The following is a 19459-nucleotide window of genomic DNA, read 5'->3' on the forward strand; positions in this document are numbered from 1 at the left end:
GCTCACAACCCGACGCGTGAGTTTTGAAGCCAGCGCCTTTTGGTAACCCAAAAACATTGCCTGACGCGAAGGCGAAATTTCAAATCCCTGCCGCCAGCTGCATGGCCGGAATGAACGCAGACAGGGCGGGCCCTGCCAGGCCAGTCAGATAAGTCGCCTGGGCGTGTCAGGGGGCGCCGTGTTTCGTCGCTAAATCTGCTAATCTACAAACGTCCACGACTTTGCGGCTCGCTCTGCCGCAGATTCGAACTCCCTGCTCTTCCCCCCCATAGAGTCTGATGCGGCGACTGAATCGACGCGTATTGATCATCGGCCTGGTCTTGATAGTTGCCCTTTGTCTTGGCATCGCGGCTATCCACCATTATCAAGTCAGCCGACAAACTGATTTCTTGGTTCGGCAAGCCCATTTGGCGCGCGACGAAGGTTCGCCTGCCGGGTCGATACGATTCTTGAAACAAGCGTTACAGATCGAACCGGATCGATTGGATATCTTGAATGAGTTGGCCGTGACCCAAGAATCATTGGGCCAGATCGAGCCGGCTTTTCTGACTTCACTGCGGATCGACCGTCTGGACAGTGCAGACCGAGAAAACCAAATGCGATTGGCACGGTTGGCGATCCCCATTCGTCGCTACGAGGATGCGATCCAGCGGATTTCAAAACTGCAGAAAGAATCAAGCGATCAATCCGCAGTTCTGTATTCCTTGCAAGGTGATGCATACACCGGCATTTTGGATTACGACGCTGCAGAACAGTCTTATTCCAAGGCGATCGAAACCGGTGACGCTGACATCGCAACCTTTGCCAAGTTGGCTGGATTGTTGGCCGATCGATTGAACAAGCCAAACGAAGCCGTTGCAGTGGTCGATGACTTGATTCGCCAGAATCCTGACAACGCGCGCGCCTACATCGCTCGAGGGTCGTACTACATTGGGCAAACCAAAGGCCGCTTGCTTTCCGCCACCGACGACCAAAAAAACAACCTTGGGGAATATCTGCAACGTGCGCAAAGTGATGCCGAGCGTGCGATCGAGCTTTCCGAGCAGAGCGCCGAGGCATTGCGGTTTGCATCTCTGGTCGCGGGACGGCGTGAGGATTATCAGGGTGCAATCACGATTGCAGAGTCTGGTATCCAGCGCTATCCGCTGGAAGCCGACTTTTATCGCTACGCGTCAGCCGCAGCCGACTCGCTGGCAAAAAACAGTGAGGATCCAACGAAACAACAGTCGTATCAAAAGCAGGCACTCGATTACCTGGATTCCGGGCTCGCGCGGATGCCGAAATCGGGGCCTCTGTATTGGCAAAAGATCAACAGCTTGCTCGATCGGCAAGATGCCGAGGGCGCAAAAGAGCAACTCACCAAATTGAAACAGATTGGGTTTTCGCAACCGTTGTTGAAATTTGCCGAAGCCAGGCAGTTGGCGCTCAGCGGTGAACGGCTAAAGGCAGTGCAGCGACTGGAGGAAGTTCGATCGGAGGTCATCGAACAAGCTGAACTGGTGCGTCTGGTCGATTTGGAACTGGCGTCGACCTACGGTGCTTTGGGTGAACATGAAGCTCAAATTGCCGCATTGCAACGGATTATCTCAAATGATCCGACTTGGTTGCCGGGGCGCGAGCGATTGGCGTCGGCACTGTTGCAGGTTGGCCGGATTGACGAAGCGGTCCAGCAATACCGGTCGATTGCTGCGCGACCCGGTGTGCCGATCGCAGCGCCGCTCAATTTTGCTCGGCTGTTGTTGCTACAAAACCTTGGCCGCGATGAACCGCGACGCGACTGGCGGCAAGTCGAACAAATTTTGCAGACCTTGACCGAGCGACAAGGCGAAAACAGTGATGTGATGGCGGAGGTTGCCATCCTGCGAGCCGAAATGTTGTTGGCTCAGGGAAAAGCTGACGCGGCGGATGCGGCACTTGCTGAGGCCAACGGTACAGACGCGGTTTGGTCGGCGCGGGTGCTGTTGGCTATCAGTCGTCGGCAGTGGGACAGCGCAAAACAGCTTGTTGAACAGGCTGTAGCAGAAATCGGACGCACCCCACGGGTACGTTATGCCGAGGCCGCCTTGGTATTAACCCAGGGTGCGATTGACAACGACGTTCAAGATCAATTGACTGCGCTCTGCACATTCCCGCCTGATTGGACCACTCAACAGCGGTTGGAACTCTGCCATGTGATGGTGCCCTTGTTGATTTCGAGCCAGCATTACGAACTGGCCGGTCAATTGGTGGATTTCCAAATCAGCCAGCAACCATCAGACTTGAGTGCTCAGTATCAGCGGATGGAGATCGCCTATCGATCGAAGGACGTGGACACGCTGCGCGAGACGCTGGATCAGATTCTTGCTCGCGCCGGCAAAACGGCCCGTTGGAATTATGGGCAGGCGTTGTTGATCGAGTTGCAAGCCGGCGATGAATTGTTGACTGATCAACAAAACGATGCTGCCCAAACTTTTTTGGCCGAAGCCGCGGTGCTGCGTCCAGCGATGGCTGCGATACCAGCACTTTCAGGACACCTCAACGACCGTCAGAATGATGTCGAACGAGCCATCGTCAAATACAAAGAAGCCGTCGATTTGGGGATGCGCACACCGACACTGGTGCGCCGCTTGGTGTCATTATTGACCAGCAATCAGCGGTTTAGCGAAGCGGATCAAGTGATCCGACAATCACGCAGCGGGAATCAACCGTTTAGTTCGGATATGGCGCGGATCGCATCCGAAGTCAGCGCGCAGATGTCCGAAATGCAACGCGCCGAACGCCTCGCGGCGCAGGCGGCCAACGATTCAGGAAAAACCGGCGACTGGGTCTGGTTGGCCCGTTTGAGTGAACTCAACGGAAACATGCAACAGGCCGAAGATGCCTACCAGAGAGCGCTTCAAGACGATCAAATCGATGACTCCGTTCGCCTCGCTTGGATCGGTTTTCTAAACCGAAATGCACGGCTCGGGGAAGCCAAGCAAGCGCTCGATGGATTTGAGAAAACCCTGGATCCGACGACCGATCAGGCCGGTCTGATTGCCGTTGCGCAAGGCTATTTAGAGTTAGAAGAAACCAACGACGCAGCACGAGTGCTGAAGAAGATTGACCAACAACGATTGGTCTCCGTCAAGCAATTCGAACAGCTGTTTGCGCTGATCAAAACGTTGCGTCCTGCGGCTGAGTCAACTGAATTTTTGCGGTCTTTGTCGACTGACAGTGACGACCAAAAGAAGGAGGTCGCGGTTTGGGCGAAACGTCAATTGGCGCTTCAACTGGCTGAAACAGGTCAACAAGAGAATTTTTCGATCGCGACTGGATTGATCCAACAGAATCTGAAGCTAGATCCCGAGTCGTTGGAGGATAAGCGGGCGCTGGCAATCGTCAACGCCTATTTCCTGGGCGAATCAAATCCAGAGCGGCCATTGGCAATGTTTCAAGCTCTGCAGAAATCGGGCTGGACGCCGACGCTGAGTGATCAGTTTCTGATCGGACGTTTGTTGATTGCCAACGGACAATGGACCCTGGGAACTCGTTCGATGTTACCGTTGCTGGGCAATGAATCGGCCCGTCAACCGGCGCACCTGAAAATGTACGCCAATCTACTTCTACAGATGGAGCGGTCAGATTACAGCGGCGAAGCCGAGTTGTGGGTCAACCGACTGATCGAACAAGGAGTTAAAGACGAGCAGACTGCGGAATTACTGGCCGAGGTTCGGTTTCGCCGCAAACAATTTGACCGGCTGCTCACTGATCTTTCTGTGTCGCCCAATCAAGATCGGCAGGAACTTTCTGAAGAGGCCAAATGGTTCGCCGACGCGGCAAGTTTCTCAAGTCGTTTTCGAATTCTGTCGACGTTGACGACCCGATTGGTAGAGGCCGGGGAAAACGAAACGGCCAAACGTTTCGATGCCGCGGCGCAAGCGATGGCCAAGGATTTGAATCAGAGCAGTGAATTCCCAGGAATGTTCTACGCTCACGAATTGATCAAACGCGGGCAGTGCAGCGCGGCGACGGCGGCGTTTGAAAAATCAGCGTCAAACGCTACCGACGATGAACTGGTACAGTTTGCCGAGTCGGTTTTTGCGGCCGCAGACTGTATCGCCTCGGACCTGGAGCGGATCGAAGCGGTTTACCGCGAATTGGTGTCCGAACGCAAACAACAGGCGACGCTGATTGTGATCGTGGCTCGTTTGCTGGAGACGCGTGGTGACTATGAACAAGCGATCGAAATTTACCAACGCATCGTCAAAAATGATGGCAACGATTTGGCCGCCGCCAACAACTTGGCATCATTGCTCGCACTGACTGGCAAAGACCCCGCACGCGGCATAGAAATCTGCAACAAGTTGATTGACGCACATGGCCCCCAAATGTTTTTGCTGGACACACGGGGTGTCTGCAAATTGAAACTTGGTGATCCAACGGCGGCGTTTGCAGACTTTGATCAAGCCTACAAGATGCAGCCTCATCCGATCACCTTATTCCACCTTGCTTGGGCTGCGAAGGAACAAGGGAATCAGGCTGTTGCTGATGAAATGTTCCAATCGGCGATCAACAAGGGTCTCAAAAAATCTGATCTACACGTCCTGGAACGATCACAATTCGACTCGCTTACAAAGCGTCAATGAACCCATGAAACGGATTTTGAATGCCATTGGACCAGCCATCATTGTGGCGGCGGTTGTGCTGGGGCCCGGTTCGATTCTGACCAGCTCCAAAGTGGGTGCCTCGCTCGGATTGCTTGGGTTGCCGGTGGTGGCCGTGGCGTCGGTGTTGATGATTGCGATGGTCGCGCTTTCGGCGCGTTTGGGGGCAGTCTATGAAAACAGTCCCTGCGACGAACTGGCCAGTCGACTCGGGCGCCCCGTCGCGGTCGCGATCGGTTTGACCCTATTCACCATCGTTGCGTTCTTTCAATCGTCGAATAACATCGCCTTGCTGGGCGGAATTGAGCCGCTGTTCGGCGATCAACCACTCTCGTTCCCGTTGCGAACCGTGTTCTTGTTGGTCGTCAACGGACTGGTCATCGCGAGCTTGTACCTGTTGAAGAACCTGTACGGCAGCGTCGAATCACTGATGAAGTTGTTGATCGGTATGATGACATTGGCGTTTCTGTTCAATTTTGTCGTGATCTTTTCCAGCCCAACCGATTTTCAGCGAGTGGTTCCTGACACTCCGCCGGACTGGTTCGCGTTGTTGGGAATGATTGGGACCACGTTTTCAGTGGGGGGAGCGTTCTACCAAGCCTATCTGGTCAAAGAAAAAGGTTGGGGACTGGGACAAGTTCGCCAGGGAGTGATCGATTCAGTCGTCAGCATTTCTATGTTGGGAATGGTCACCGCGATGATCTTGTTGACGTCTTGGCGCGTTTTTTATGGCAATCCAGACGCAGTCGCGCTGCTGTCCGTCGGCGATGTCGCGCGGCAGCTCGAACCATTGTTCGGGTCGTCCGCCAAAGCCATTTTCTGTATTGGGATCCTTGCCGGTGGGTTGAGTTCGTTTTTAGTCAACGCCTTGATTGGCGGAACGGTGATGTCGGATTCACTGGGCAAGGGATCGAAACTGGACGACAAGTGGCCGCTGCATCTCACAACGGCTGCATTGTTGGTTGGAATGGGTGTGGCAATCGCATCGGTTGCCCAAGAGGGAAGCACCGTGCACCTGATCACGATCGCTCAGGCCTGCACGGTGTTGGGAATCCCGGCGCTTGCTGCGGCGTTAATCTATCTGGGCACACGCAAAGAATTGACGGGTGCAAGAAAGGTCCCGCGTTGGATCCTTGTGTTGGCCATGGTTGGGTTCCTGGTTTCCTGTCTATTGGCCGGTTTAACCGCCGACAAGGTGTATCAAAAACTGTCCCCACCACCGACCGCAGCCAAAAAGGGGAAAGGGGTTTTTTCAGTGGTAGCGGGACCGGCCACGGTTCAGATTCCCCACAGCCACAAACCGACTGAACCCTGGCGGGATCAGCTACGAGCGACCTAAATGGGGAAAGGGGTTTTTTAACGGTAGCTGGGCCGGCCACGGTTCAGATTTCCCACAGCCACAAACCGACTGAACCCTGGCGGGATCAGCTACGAGCGACCTAAATGGGGAAGGGTTTTTTTCAACGGTAGCTGGGCCGGCCACGGTTCAGATTTCCCACAGCCACAAACCGACTGAACCCTGGCGGGATCAGCTACGATTGAAAGCTTCTCTGTTTAGATCGCCAGCTGGCCCACACCGGCTGAACAGGAGGTGCGATTGGGTCTAGCTTTGATCGATTTGCACGGTGGCGTGGCGGTGCACGGATTCCGAGGCGGCTAAACACATCGCGACCGACCAGCGACCATCTTGGGCGGTACAGTGCAGCGGCCGTCCGTCTTGGACCGCTTCGGCAACACGTTCGATCTGGTCTTCTAATTCGAACAGCTCTCCGGTCGGTTTTTCAATCGGAACATCAACCACTTCCGCACCGTCGAATGCACGTAGTTTGTAGGTTGGGTGCCGCGTTCGGTCCATCGCCCCACTCCAGGAAGCCCAAAGCGCGCCTTGACTGCCAGTGACCTTGACGGTTTGATGGTGCTCAAAGGCGCTCAACGTCTGTGAAACCACGGCATAAGCATTCCCACTGAAGTGTACGATCGCGCTAAAGTTATCTTGCAACTCGGGGCGATCTGGATCACGCGAATTGGCCGTGGCATAAACCGACTCGGGAAGCCCGGCGGATTCCAGGTACCAGCGAGCCAAGTCGAAAAAGTGGATTGGTTCTTCCAAGATCCAGTTGCCGACCCGGTTGATGTCGTAACGCCAGCCACCTGCACCCTGTCGATACGGATTCCGCGACAATTCGACCAAACAATACTGTGGGTCACCGATGTAGCCGTCGTCGATCATTTGTTTGACTTTCCCCCACATCGATGAAAGACGCAATTCGTGACCGACACATAGCAGACGATTCTGATTTTCAGCGAGTTGGATCATCGAATCACATTCTTGGAGCGTGATCCCCATCGGTTTTTCCAACAACAGATGTTTCCCCGAATTCAACACCGCCGTTGCGACTTCGTGGTGCAAATAGCTAGGCACCACTACATCGATCACGTCCATGTCGGACCGGGACAGAAGTTCCTGGTAGTTCGTGGTCACAAACGCATCCGGGTATGCTTCGGTGGCCTGGGACGCTGTGGCATCACTATGGGCGGCAATCCCGACTAGCTGAGCATTCCCGGCTTTTCGAATCGCATCCGCATGGTGTTTTCCCCATGCGCCGAAACCGATTAATCCGTATCGAACCTGATTCATTGTTTTCCAATTTGCATGACTTTGATTGTGTGCGGCAACCGACAACCGCCGCAGCGGATTCAAACGTTTTGAATTTCATAACCGCGACGATAGCGGCGTGCCATCAATCCGTTGGCCTCTGCGTCGCCGACCACCTGCTCGGCCTGGGCGTCCCACTGGAGTGTTCGCCCGAGTCGCAACGAGAGGTTTGCTAGGTGACAAGTTGTCAAAATCCGGTGATGAGTCGCAATGTCGGAGATCGGTAACTCTCGCGACGCCAGTGAATCAACGAAATTCTGCATATGGGTGGTGGGAGTCTTTCCACGGTAAAGGTCTTCGATGGCATTTTCTGGAAGCGGATTATCTTGCAAACCATCAACCGGCTTTCCTTCCAACGTTCCGCGGTTGACAAAAAAACGACCTTGGTCGCCTTCGAAAGTGATTCCGTTGCGAGACGAATCGATCACCATTTCTACCTCACCGGGAAACTGGCACTTGACCGAAAACTCGACCGGCGTGTTGTAGGTATCGCTGCGGGTCGGCATACCTGCGATCAATGGCTGATTCATCTCGGCGGCGCCACCGACTGACAGCGGACCGCCGTTTTCTTGACCGATCGCCCATTGGGCGATGTCAACATGGTGCGCCCCCCAGTCACACAATTGGCCGCCGGCGTATTCGTACCACCAGCGAAATGTTCGGTGGGTCCGCTGTTTGATGTATTCAGTCATCGGCGCGGGACCGAGCCAGCGTTCCCAGTTGAGTGTCTTGGGAGCCGCTTCGGTTTGGAATGGACCACCTTTCCATCCCGGCCCCAAACCGATCTGAATTCGATTCAATTTGCCGACACGACCGTTCCGAACCAATGCAATCGCTTTCAAGAACCGTTGGTCGTATTCGCTTCGTTGCTGAGTACCGACTTGAAAGACGCGTCCGGTTTCTTGGGCAACCTTTCGCAGCCACTGTCCTTCTTGGATCGTTACCGCGACCGGTTTTTCGCAGTAAACGTCTTTGCCAGCCCGCATGGCTTCGATCGCGATTTTTGCATGCCAATGGTCGGGCGTCGCGATCAAAACAGCATTGATCGCTTGGTCGTCCAGCACCGTGCGGTAGTCATCAACGATTTTGGCGCGACCGCCACTGACAGTCTTGTTGGCAAATGCCGCGGCCACGCTGTCCAGTTCACAGATCACCGACACGTCCGTCAGTTCGGCGGCCTGTCGTCCGATTGCGATGCCACGCCCTTGCCGCCGAGTGTCCGGTTGCCAGCCCGCACCGATCAACCCTAACGTGGGCCGATCATTCTTTGCTGCAATCAGATTTGTCGCGGAGCAAGCGACGGTGGCCGCAGCCCCAGTCGCACCGCGTGCTAAAAACGTTCGCCGAGATTGAAACATAAGATTCGGATTTGGGTGGGGAGGTCGACAGGATCAACCATGCAGTCGCTTGAGTTTCAGCGAGAACGTGATCTACCGAACCAATTTACCAGACCGCATCCGAGTTGTGTTTACTCCGCTTCCGACAATCCCATGTCACATGATGTCTGTTCAGTTCGCTAGACTGGCGATCCGCGCTTGAATCCCGTCAGTCCCTTTCCCACCTAGGTTGGTTGCAATCACAATGAAACCATTGCCCGGCATTGTCCCCACCTCGATTGAGCATCAGCGAAGCGATGGTGACTCGCTGTTTCCCTATGCGTACGGATGTGAGAATCCAGATTTGTCGTTGGAGGAAGTGGTTCAATGGGTCAGCGATAATCGCGATCTGTTTCTGGCCCAATCCAGCCGGCATGGAGCAGTCGCCTTTCGCGGATTCCCGACTCCGACCGGAGAGGACTTTGACCAATTCATTGCTGCGCTGAACATCGCCAATTTTCCCTACGCAAAATCGTTGTCCAATGCGGTACGTGTCAATCGTACGCCACGTGTTTTTTCCGCCAATGAAGCCCCGCCGGAAGTCAAAATCTACTTTCATCACGAAATGGCGCAAACGCCGCTCTATCCGAAATACATTTTGTTCTTCTGTGAGATTGCACCGCTATCCGGTGGCGCGACTCCGTTGTGCCGAAGCGATATTTTGTTCACGCAGCTGTCAGAAAGGTGTCCTGAATTTGCCGCTAAATGTGAACAAACCGGATTGCGTTACACCAATGTGATGCCGGGGGTGGACGATCCAAAATCTGGGATGGGGCGAAGTTGGCAAAGTACGCTCGGAGTCGAATCCAAGACGGCTGCGGAAAAACGGCTGAGTGATCTGGGGTACACGTTCCAGTGGCTCGCGGATGACTGTTTAAAAGCAACGACTCCCCAGTTGCCCGCCGTGATGGAGGTTTCGCCAGGTCAAAAAACGTTTTTCAATCAACTGATCGCTGCTTATTGCGGTTGGAAAGACCCTCGAAACGATCCCTCGGATGCGATTCGACATGGCGACGGTTCCAAGTTGGATGCCGAAGCGGTGAATGTTGCAGTCGAACTAGCCGAAGAACTTGCCTACGACCATCAATGGCAAGCCGGTGACATTGTGTTGCTGGACAATACCGTTGCCATGCATGCGCGGCGCCCGTTCCAAGGCACGCGCAAGGTCCTTGCCTCGCTGGCTGAAATGCAGACACACCGCTTCGCCTAATTCCCGAGTCAGGAAATATCTTTCATGGTCGATTCAAACGACTCATCGGGAAATCCCGGACCAGACGTGGCTCAGAACCAAGGACCATGGTACCGAGGCGTCACTCGGTACCAATGGTTGATTCTGGTGATCGCATGCGCGGGGTGGCTGTTTGATGTTTACGAAGGCCAGATCTTCAACATCACTCGCAACGACATGCTGCTGGAGATATTGAATGGCGATGAAGCGGCCGTAAAGACATGGGGCGATAACTTTCTGGCGATCTTCTTGGCTGGTGGGACCATCGGTGGTCTGTTTTTCGGATCGTTGGCGGATCGAATTGGTCGACGACCGGTAATGATCACGACGATCCTGATGTATTCGCTGTTTTCTGGTTTGACCTACTTTGCCAACGACATCTATGTCATCGGCGTGTTACGTTTTTTAGTGGCATTGGGCATTGGTGGTGAATGGGCGGTGGCGGCCAGTTTGGTCGCAGAAGTGTTTCCCAAACGTGCTCGCGCCCACGCCGCCGGGATCTTTCATGCGTCTAGTATTTTGGGGACGTGGTTGGCCGCACTGTCAGGCATCTTGGTGGGGACCAATTGGCGCTATGCGTATTTGTTGGGCGTGCTGCCGGCGCTGCTAATCGTTTGGGTTCGCGCCAGTGTGAAGGAACCGGAACGATGGCAGGCAACACGCTCCAGCGCGATCAACCGAAAATCGGGCAGCTTTCGAGATTTGCTGTTGAACCCAAAATGGAATGGATTGGCCATTCGCGGCATGTTATTGGCCGCGGTGGGACTGGGGACGTTTTGGTCGGTCACCGTTGCCGGTCAAGACCTGGTGCGTGAGCTGCTGCTTTCGTTGGGTGCAACCCCGGAACAGGCCGGCAGCAAAAGTAAATTTGCGTACGGAATTCTACAGGCCGGCGGCGGGGGATTGGGCCTGCTTTCATTCGGCCCGCTGTGCGCACGGTTTGGGCGCAAGCCTACTTTCATCGGTTTCCACGCGCTGGCTTTGATGATCGTTCCAGTCGTCTGCTTTCTGCCCCAGACCTACACACAAATGCTATACATCTTGCCCGTTTTTGGATTTTTAACTCTGGGGATGCATTCGGGTTACGCAATCTATTTCCCCGAACTGTTTCCCACGCATATTCGGGCGACTGGAGCCAGTTTTTGTTTCAACGGCGGCCGTTTGATGGCTGTCCCCGTGTTGCTCTTTTCAGGATGGTTGAAAGGGCGGGAGGACGTGGCGCTTCCGTATGCAGTGACCGGGATGTCATCACTGTTTGTGCTTGGTATCTTCATTATGCTGACTTTGCCTGAAACCAAACAACGTGATTTGATCGACGACGCATGATAATGGATGACCTGACGCTGCTTGTTCAAATCGCAGCGATCGGCTTGGCCGCTGGATTCATCCATAGTGCGATCGGGTTCGGTTTTGGAATTGTGGCGGTTACCCTGCTACCGCTGGTGCTGGACGTACACCTAGCTCATATCATCATTTCAACAGCGGGCGTGCCGGTGTTGCTGATGGCGGCTTGGACCTATCGCAAAGGTGCGGATTGGCCGTCGTTGTGGCGGGCAATCGTCGGCGCGGCAATCTGTTTGCCGCTCGGGCAATTTGCCTTCGAAGGGCTCTCAGGCGACCTTTTGGTGCGCGGCACTGGCATCGCAATTCTGGTGATGGTCTGGATCAGCTTTCATAATCGGCGGCTGGCCGCCGGCAGTGAACCCAAGCGTGACGGTTCAGCTTGGTTGGCCGGTGCAATCGGCGGTTTTTTGGCCGGCGCTGTCAGCATCGCCGGACCACCGATTGCCGCTTTTGCACTCGGTCAAGGCTGGGAACAAGCCCGTTTTAAATCGTTCTTAAACCAGTTCCTCGTGTTCGTCTCGATCTACCGAGTTGCGGGTCTGGCCGTTCGTGGATATGTCGACCAGCCGATCTTGTTGCACGCTGCCCTGTTGGCACCCGTTGCGATCGTGGGCATCCAAATCGGTGCCATAGCAAGTCGCCGCTTGTCGACACAGTTGTTCCAGCGGTGTGTCGCAACCTGTTTGATCACGATCGCGTGCTATTTTGTCATTCGCGGCGCTCCCTAAACCGACGCGCCCCCCAAAATTGCATCAATCCTCGTCGCAGATTCCGCCAGGCTTCTGTTGGTCTGAACCCCGGCGGTTTCAGCTACAGAAAACCACAGCCAATGAAGGCAGCTTTGAAACTTTAGTCCGCCAAAGTTCCTGATTTTGCATCCTCGGCCATCGTTTGAAACATCTCCAACCAAGTTGCCACAAACGCATCGGAGAAGGTTGCGTTCGGTTTCTGTTTGAGTTCCGCAGCGGGTGTGCCCCAATAGAAACTGATCCAACCATCGGCGTGGCTAGCCGATCGAATTACAAATTCTCGCATGCCCTCGACGCCAGATTTTAGCGGGAACATCTCTTCGATCACTAACGGTTTGCCGACTTCGTATTTTTTGAGTGCCTCAACGGCCGCGTCGATCTTTCCCTTTTCGGGGTAGAAGTGCACAGCCACAAAATCCAACGGCTCACCGACTTCGGGAGAATAGAACAGTGGTTTCCCCCCACCAAATGCAAATACCCAGGGGATCACGCCAACGGTGATCATGTGATCGGCGTCCACTCGGCGAATGGCATCGGTCATCTGTCGAACCCATGCTGCCGCAATCTGCTGACGGTCGCGCCCCTTGGCATCCAGGGAAAGTCGTTGAACAAAGAATTTGCCACCTAATTCACCACCCAACCATTCGGTTTCCACCTCTTTACCAGGAAGGACGGGTTCATTCATCAGGTCGTAGCAGAACACGGCCGGGCTGCCCGCGCAGACTTTGGCAACCGCTTGCCAAAAAACGCTTTGCGTCCTCCAACGCTGACTTTCATCGAGCGCGACGTACCAATCGGGAATATTCTGTTTGTGGTAACACGCCAGTCCGGTGATGTCCAAATACAGCCGCTTTTCTTCCGCTAATTCGACCAGTTTTGCCAGTTGTCCCAGTGCAAGCGGGTTCGGTTTGTCGGCTTTGATCATGAATTTGCCGAACTGTAAATGCACGCGAACCACATTCACGCCCAACTGTTTCATTTCGTCGAAGTCCTGGACCACCGTGTCCCATTCCTCGATCCAGTATTCGTCCAACAGCCGGCCATCACTGTCGTGATCATAGTTGACGCCCCAGACGATGAAGCGTTGCCCAGATTCCGATTGCACAAATCCCTTTCCGTCATCACTGACACGAATCATTGGCAATGGCTCCACAGCCTCGAGCGTCGAACCAATCGATGCCAAGGATAAAAATGCCAATGCCAAAGCAAAGTTCAGGACGTTCATCGAATGACTCTGGATACGAGATGAAGGGATCACATCAGAACCTTGATCAGGTGTTTTCTCGTTTCGTTTCTATTGCAAACGTGACACGAATGCGAGGGATTTAGCGATGGTCGCCTTTCGCTCCGCGAAAGTCCCAAACTGGACCTTGCTTTCGCGGAGCGAAAAGCGGCTCTACAGGTTTGACCGGGATTAACTCAACACGCCATGACAGCTCGGGTTGGGAACAAACGGACGTGCGATCCAATCATCGGAAGTTCAGCTGATTTGATGCGCAGAATGATAACTTATTTGCGCACCGACGCAGACAATTTGAACTGGAATCCATTAGATTCATGCGTCGGCGCTCTTTGATTTCCCATGCCCCACCAACAGCCAACTGATGTCCCAGGATTCTGACAATACCCTAGTGACCGCCGCATCGGTCGATTCGTTAAATTTGAACCACCGCAAGATTGCCGTACTCACCGACGGTTACTCGACCCCGTTTGTGGCCAAGACCGCCATCAGTCTGCTGCGCTACCGAACAGCGGACGTAGTCGCTGTGATTGATCAATCAGTCGAACAGAGAAACGCTGAGGCGTTGTTTGGTGTCGGCGGTCAGATCCCGGTCGTAAACGGTTTGGCCGAACTGAAGGATGTCGACTCGCTGTACATTGGCATTGCACCTCCCGGCGGAAAACTGCCCGTTGCTTGGCGCCCGATCATTCTGGAAGCGCTTCACCGTGGAATGGATGTGGTCAGTGGACTACACGACTTCTTGACTGATGATGAAGCCTACCGTCAGGCCGCAGCTCGGTCTGGGAGTCGTCTGATCGATGTCCGCCGCAATCGACTGAAAGAGACTGCTACGGCACATCGCTTTCGTCCCGGATGCGTGCGGATTCATACGGTCGGACACGACTGCAGCATTGGAAAAATGGTGACATCGCTGGAAACGCAGCGTGGTCTGGTCAGCGCCGGCCATGATGCAGCGTTTTTGGCCACCGGACAGACTGGTATTATGATTTCTGGCCAAGGTGTTCCGATCGATTGTGTGGTGGCGGATTTTGTCAGCGGTGCCGCCGAACAGTTGGCGATTGCAAATGAGCATCACGATTTCTTATTGGTCGAAGGACAGGGCAGCATTTCTCATCCGGCCTTCTCGGCGGTCACTTTGGGGTTGCTTCACGGGGTCGCTGCGGACGGTTTGATTTTTTGCTACGAAGCCGGTCGGACTCAGGTCAAGGGACTCGATCACGTCGACATTCCGGCGATGGAAGACCAAATGGCGGCCTGCCTCGCGCTCGCAAATCTGCGACACCCCTGCAAATTCATTGGGGTTGCGATCAACACGCGGAAACTGGACACGAACGAAGCGCTGCGAGAAATCGAGACAACGCAATCCCGGCTGGGACTGCCAACCTGTGACGTGTTTCGTACGGGTGCCGACCGATTGGTTGACGCTTGCTTGAAACGACGCGCAGAACTTTATCCGGAGTCTCTCGGCCAGTGAAAATCAGAGTCGTTCAAGTCGAATTGCCACTGAAGCATTCCTTCACGATCGCCCGAGAATCAATCCAAACTCAAACCAGCATGCTGGTGGAATTGGAACAGGACGGCGTCTGCGGATACGGTGAAGTGACTGAGAATAGGTTCTATGGACGTACCTTTGAATCGATCCGACAGTCGTTGCAAACGATTATCCCCCAGCTGGACCTGTATCGGACACAATCACCCACGCAGGCATGGCAGCCCATGCAAGTGGCTTTGGCACAGGATCCATTCGCCCTGTCAGCACTCGATATGGCCGCGCATGATCTGCGCGGCAAACGACTTGGCGTCGCGACATGGAAGGATTGGGGTTTGCAATGGAACGCTGTGCCTGAATCTAGTTTTACGATTGGGATCGACAGTGTTGAAACCATGGTCGCCAAACTGCACGAAGAATCCGGCTGGAACATCTACAAGATCAAACTTGGTACAGGGAACGACCTGGAAATCGTGACCGAGTTGCGTCGACACACCGACGCCGTGCTGCGTGTGGATGCCAATTGTGGCTGGTCGGTCGAGCAAACAATCAAGATTTCAAAACGACTAGCTGACCTTGGCGTGGAATTCATCGAGCAGCCGCTGCCGATCACCGCGTCGGAGGCAGATAAAAAGGCCGTTTTCCAACATTCTGCGCTGCCATTGATTGCGGATGAAGATTGTCAAACCGCCGCAGATGTCGTCGCCTGTTCCGGAATGTATCACGGGATCAACATCAAATTGTGTAAATGTGGAGGACTGACCGTTGCCCGTCAAATGTTACGTCAAGCTCGTTCGCTTGGGCTAAAAACAATGATCGGGTGCATGGTCGAAACCTCGATCGGAATCAGTGGAGCTGCACAGCTATTGCCTCTCTTGGACTTTGCTGATTTGGACGGCGCCAATTTGTTGCGAGATCAGCCGGCCACCGGAGTCACCGTCGACAAAGGCAAAGTGGTGTTGTCGAACGGATTCGGATGTGGCGGCCAGATTGACCATCTGCGGCTAAATGAGTTTACGGTACGAGATCACGTCATCGAAGAATTGAGCCAATGAACTATCCGTTGCAACATTGTCTACTGACGACTGGAGTATTGCTGGGATTGTGCTGTGTTCCGGCTGATGCACAAACCGAGGAATCCTCGCCTGTTATCGACTACCAGCCAGCGATTGATCGGCTACGAACTGCGGTGGCCTACGAAGTTGAACAAAAGCAACTGCCTGCATTTTCAATTTCTGTCGTGGCAGAAAACCGAGTTGTTTGGGCGGACGGATTCGGATTCCAAGATTCCGACAGGGGTGTTCGGGCAACCGAAAACACGGTCTATCGAGTTGGATCAATTTCAAAGCTGTTCACCGACATTGCCGTGATGCAGTTGGTCGAATCCGGCAAATTAGATCTAAATCTGCCGGTCCAAACCTATCTGCCTGAATTCCATCCACAGAATCCATTTGGCACTGCGATCACGCTTCGAGAGTTGATGACGCACACTTCTGGATTAGTCCGTGAGTCACCCATCGGAAACTATTTTGATGCAAGCCAGCCGACTCTTGATGAAACGGTCGCCAGTTTGAATGAGACAACGCTTGTTTATGAGCCTGGCACGAAAACGAAGTACTCAAATGCCGCTCTCGCGGTCGTTGGCTCGGTCCTGGAATCACAGTTGGATCAAACCCATCCAGAGCGGGTTCGCGAGACCATTTTAGAACCGCTGCAAATGTCCGACAGTGATTTTATCGCATCGGCAAAGTCAGAATCGCTTCGCGCCAGCGGATGGATGTGGACTTACGACGGTCGTCGTTTTGTCGCACCCGAGTTTTTACTGGGCACCGGTCCGGCTGGCAATTTGTACTCAAGCGTTGCGGACCTTTCCAAATTCCTACTTTGGCTGCTTGGTGGAAACGACATCGATGGAACCAACCTGTTGAAGCCACAAACGTTGACGCAGATGAAAACAGCGGTCAAGAATCGTGATGGAAACTCGACAGGCTATGGGTTGGGGTTTCGAATTCAAGACTTGGATGGTTACACCAAACTCGGTCACGGCGGCGCAGTGTACGGATTCTCGACTCAGCTCGAGGCTCTGCCCGAGCGACAACTTGGCGTCGCAGCTATCGCGTCGCTGGACGGAAGCAATGGCGTGGTCAGCCGGTTGTCAGACTATGCCCTGCGTTTAATGATCGCGTCGCAGGATCAACAACCGCTTCCAGAATATCAAACCACGTCCGCTATTCCGCAGTCACGCGCCGACCAGATCGTCGGATCGTATCGTCAAGTTGATGGCGACCAACAAGTCCATGTCAACGAATTGGATGGGCGTGTCTATTTGCAGCGTGGTGTGTTTCGATACCGATTGCGGACCAGTCACGATGGTGCTGCGTTGGTCACCGACGATGTGCTGGGGTATGGAACCCGAGTCGAAATGAAGGGAGGAGATCAACTCACCATCGGCGACACCGACTATGTACGGCTGCCGGATAATCCACCAAATTCGATCGATGATTCATGGAAAGGTTTGATTGGAGAATACGGTCCCGATCACAACACGCTGTACATCTTGGAAAAGGACAATCAACTCTACGCATTGATCGAATGGTTCTACTATTACCCGCTGAAAAAGGTCAGTCGAGATACATACGCGTTTCCAGAGACGGGTTTGTACCATGGTGAGCAACTGAAATTCAGTCGTGGGGAAAATGCAGTTGCGACACAGGTGGTCGCCGCAGAAGTGACTTTTACGCGCCGCGATGTCGGAACAAGAGAGGGAGAAACGTTCAAGATCACCCCGGTCAAGCCGATTGCTGAGCTCCGGCAACAGGCACTCGAGGCCTCGCCACCCAAGGAATCGGGCGACTTCCGTGACGCCGATCTTGTCGACCTGGTTTCAATCGACCCCAGTATCCGTTTAGACATCCGCTATGCCACGGACAACAACTTCACCGGCGCTGTTTTTTACAAACAACCCAGGGCACTGATGCAGCGACCCGCCGCAGAAGCCGTCGCGCGCGTCAATGCACGATTGAAATCGAGAGGGCTGGGGTTGGTCGTTTACGATGCATACCGCCCCTGGTACGTGACCAAAATGTTCTGGGATGCTACGCCCCAAGATCTGAAAGACTTTGTCGCCGATCCCCAACGCGGGTCACGTCACAATCGAGGATGTGCAGTCGATTTGGGGCTGTACGACCTTGATACCGGGGCACCGATTCCAATGGTGGCGGGCTACGATGAATTCTCACAGCGATCATTCCCGTTGTATCCCGGTGGCAGTTCACGTCAGCGCTGGTACCGTGACTTGCTGCGTCAAAACATGCAGCTCGAAGGGTTTGCGGTGTACGAATACGAATGGTGGCACTTCGACTACCAGGATTGGAAAAAATACCGCATCGGCAACGTGACCTTTGACCAGGTTTCGGCCAACGATGGGGAACGGCTCGATGAATCCGATCCGTTTGTAAACTACGACCGATCCATGCGTCAGTTCCTGCGAAGGCATGGCGTACCGGGTGCGTCAATTGCCGTTACCGATGGGGGACGATTGGTGTTGGCCAGAGGTTACGGACTGGCCGACTTGGGAACCAACGAAGCGGTTGAACCAGACAGCCTGTTTCGGATTGCCAGTCTTTCAAAACCGATCACCGCAGTTGCAATCATGCAATTGGTTGAACGCGGCGAATTACATTTGGAAGACACTGTCATTGAAACGCTGCAGTTGGATCAATCATTGGCGTCGATTGAAAACGCCGATCCGCGGGTTTCGCAAATCACAATTGGCCAATTGTTGGAGCATCGTGGCGGATGGGACCGTGATCAGTCATTTGACCCAATGTTTCAATCGATTCGCTGGGCCAAGCTGGCTGGCGTTGACGCACCGGCGGAACCCGCAACAGTGATCCAATGCATGCTGTCCCAGCCATTGGATTTTGATCCCGGTCAACGCTACGCCTATTCCAATTTTGGCTATTGCTTGCTGGGACGCGTGATTGAAAAAGTGTCTGGGCAATCCTATGAATCCTATGTCCAGGAGAACGTCCTGGCGCCGATTGGCGTAACAGGAATGAAAATTGGAGCGACCCACTTGGCTGGGCGAACCGAGGGTGAAGTCCGTTACTACCATCCTGAAAAGGGCAGGTCCGTGTTTCAGTCGGAACTTGGCGACGAAGTGCTGACACCCTATGGTGCCTGGTATCTACAGGCAATGGATTCGCACGGAGGATGGATCGCATCGGCCAGCGATTTGGCAAAATTTGCCGCAGCCTTTGATGACCCGGACCATTGTCCGATCTTGTTGCGACAAAGTATCGAACGCATGTACCAACGGCCATCCGGCGGTGCCGGCTTTGATTCGGAGGGAGCTCCCAAAAAGCGATTTTATTCACTCGGCTGGAGCAATCGTGTTGTCAGCCAAGGCCAACTCAATCATTGGCATACCGGATCATTGCCAGGTACGTTGACGATCATGATTCGCCGTCATGACGGCAAGAATTTTGTTGCATTGTTGAATACCCGGGTCAGTTCGGCGAACGCAAATCTTGGCAGCGAACTGGACCGGATGCTGCACCAAATGGCGGACGCGGTTGAACACTGGCCGTCCGAGGCGACATCGACAAAACCAGCCCCCCCGTCAACGGTAAAATTGCAATGATCAGTTTTGGTGGAGCGCCAACAGCAGGCAGCGCGCATTTGTTTTGGTTAAACTCTTTGCGGGGCAGCTTTTCCTCCTTTCGGTTGACCGTCGTTGAAAAAATC

11 protein-coding genes are annotated in these 19459 nt (G+C 54.0%); 8 read left to right on the top strand and 3 right to left on the bottom strand.

What is annotated here, in order from left to right; translation table 11 throughout:
• The first annotated feature begins 278 nt into the window (after window positions 1-278).
• Entirely contained in the window at window positions 279-4607 is a 4329-nt protein-coding gene (locus NHH03_RS02595) for a tetratricopeptide repeat protein (protein ID WP_253154179.1), read from the top strand.
• 4 nt (window positions 4608-4611) lie between these two features.
• Window positions 4612-5964, top strand: coding sequence for an NRAMP family divalent metal transporter (locus tag NHH03_RS02600; protein ID WP_253154180.1), 1353 nt, complete (start codon window positions 4612-4614; stop codon window positions 5962-5964).
• Between the two features lie 264 nt (window positions 5965-6228).
• Here the strand turns inward: NHH03_RS02600 and NHH03_RS02605 are convergent, their stop codons facing one another.
• Window positions 6229-7263: a Gfo/Idh/MocA family protein gene (locus NHH03_RS02605; protein ID WP_253154181.1), complete on the bottom strand. Its 1035-nt coding sequence runs from the start codon at window positions 7261-7263 to the stop codon at window positions 6229-6231.
• A gap of 59 nt (window positions 7264-7322) precedes the next feature.
• Window positions 7323-8639, bottom strand: a complete 1317-nt coding sequence (locus tag NHH03_RS02610) for a Gfo/Idh/MocA family protein (RefSeq protein WP_253154182.1) — start codon at window positions 8637-8639, stop codon at window positions 7323-7325.
• Between the two features lie 223 nt (window positions 8640-8862).
• Between NHH03_RS02610 and NHH03_RS02615 the strand changes: the two genes are divergently transcribed.
• Genes NHH03_RS02615 through NHH03_RS02625 form a run of 3 tightly spaced genes read left to right on the top strand, consistent with a single transcriptional unit; the run spans window position 8863 to window position 11957 of the window.
• Window positions 8863-9867, top strand: coding sequence for a TauD/TfdA family dioxygenase (locus NHH03_RS02615; protein WP_253154183.1), 1005 nt, complete (start codon window positions 8863-8865; stop codon window positions 9865-9867).
• A gap of 24 nt (window positions 9868-9891) precedes the next feature.
• Window positions 9892-11211 carry an MFS transporter gene (locus NHH03_RS02620; RefSeq protein ID WP_253154184.1) on the top strand — a complete coding sequence of 440 codons (1320 nt, stop codon included), beginning with the start codon at window positions 9892-9894 and terminating at the stop codon, window positions 11209-11211.
• Window positions 11208-11957, top strand: a complete 750-nt coding sequence (locus NHH03_RS02625) for a sulfite exporter TauE/SafE family protein (protein ID WP_253154185.1) — start codon at window positions 11208-11210, stop codon at window positions 11955-11957. Before NHH03_RS02620 ends, NHH03_RS02625 begins: the two co-directional genes overlap by 4 nt.
• Window positions 11958-12078: 121 nt before the next feature.
• Here NHH03_RS02625 and NHH03_RS02630 read toward each other — a convergent pair whose 3' ends face one another.
• The gene (locus tag NHH03_RS02630) at window positions 12079-13203 is read right to left on the bottom strand and encodes a cellulase family glycosylhydrolase (RefSeq protein ID WP_253154186.1); all 1125 of its coding nucleotides are present in this window, start codon (window positions 13201-13203) and stop codon (window positions 12079-12081) included.
• A gap of 379 nt (window positions 13204-13582) precedes the next feature.
• On the opposite strand from NHH03_RS02630, the gene NHH03_RS02635 reads away from it, so the two are divergent.
• The 3 genes from NHH03_RS02635 to NHH03_RS02645 are packed head-to-tail and all read left to right on the top strand — an operon-like array spanning window position 13583 to window position 19355.
• A complete protein-coding gene (locus NHH03_RS02635) occupies window positions 13583-14695 on the top strand; it encodes a DUF1611 domain-containing protein (RefSeq protein WP_253154187.1) in 1113 nt (370 codons plus the stop codon).
• On the top strand, window positions 14692-15765 hold the full coding sequence (locus NHH03_RS02640) for a dipeptide epimerase (protein WP_253154188.1): 1074 nt from the start codon (window positions 14692-14694) through the stop codon (window positions 15763-15765). The genes NHH03_RS02635 and NHH03_RS02640 overlap by 4 nt, the downstream gene beginning before the upstream one ends.
• The gene (locus NHH03_RS02645; protein WP_253154189.1) at window positions 15762-19355 is read left to right on the top strand and encodes a serine hydrolase; all 3594 of its coding nucleotides are present in this window, start codon (window positions 15762-15764) and stop codon (window positions 19353-19355) included. Before NHH03_RS02640 ends, NHH03_RS02645 begins: the two co-directional genes overlap by 4 nt.
• Window positions 19356-19459 lie beyond the last annotated feature (104 nt).

This window comes from Stieleria tagensis, from assembly GCF_024129865.1.
Taxonomy (GTDB): Bacteria; Planctomycetota; Planctomycetia; order Pirellulales; family Pirellulaceae; genus Stieleria; species Stieleria tagensis.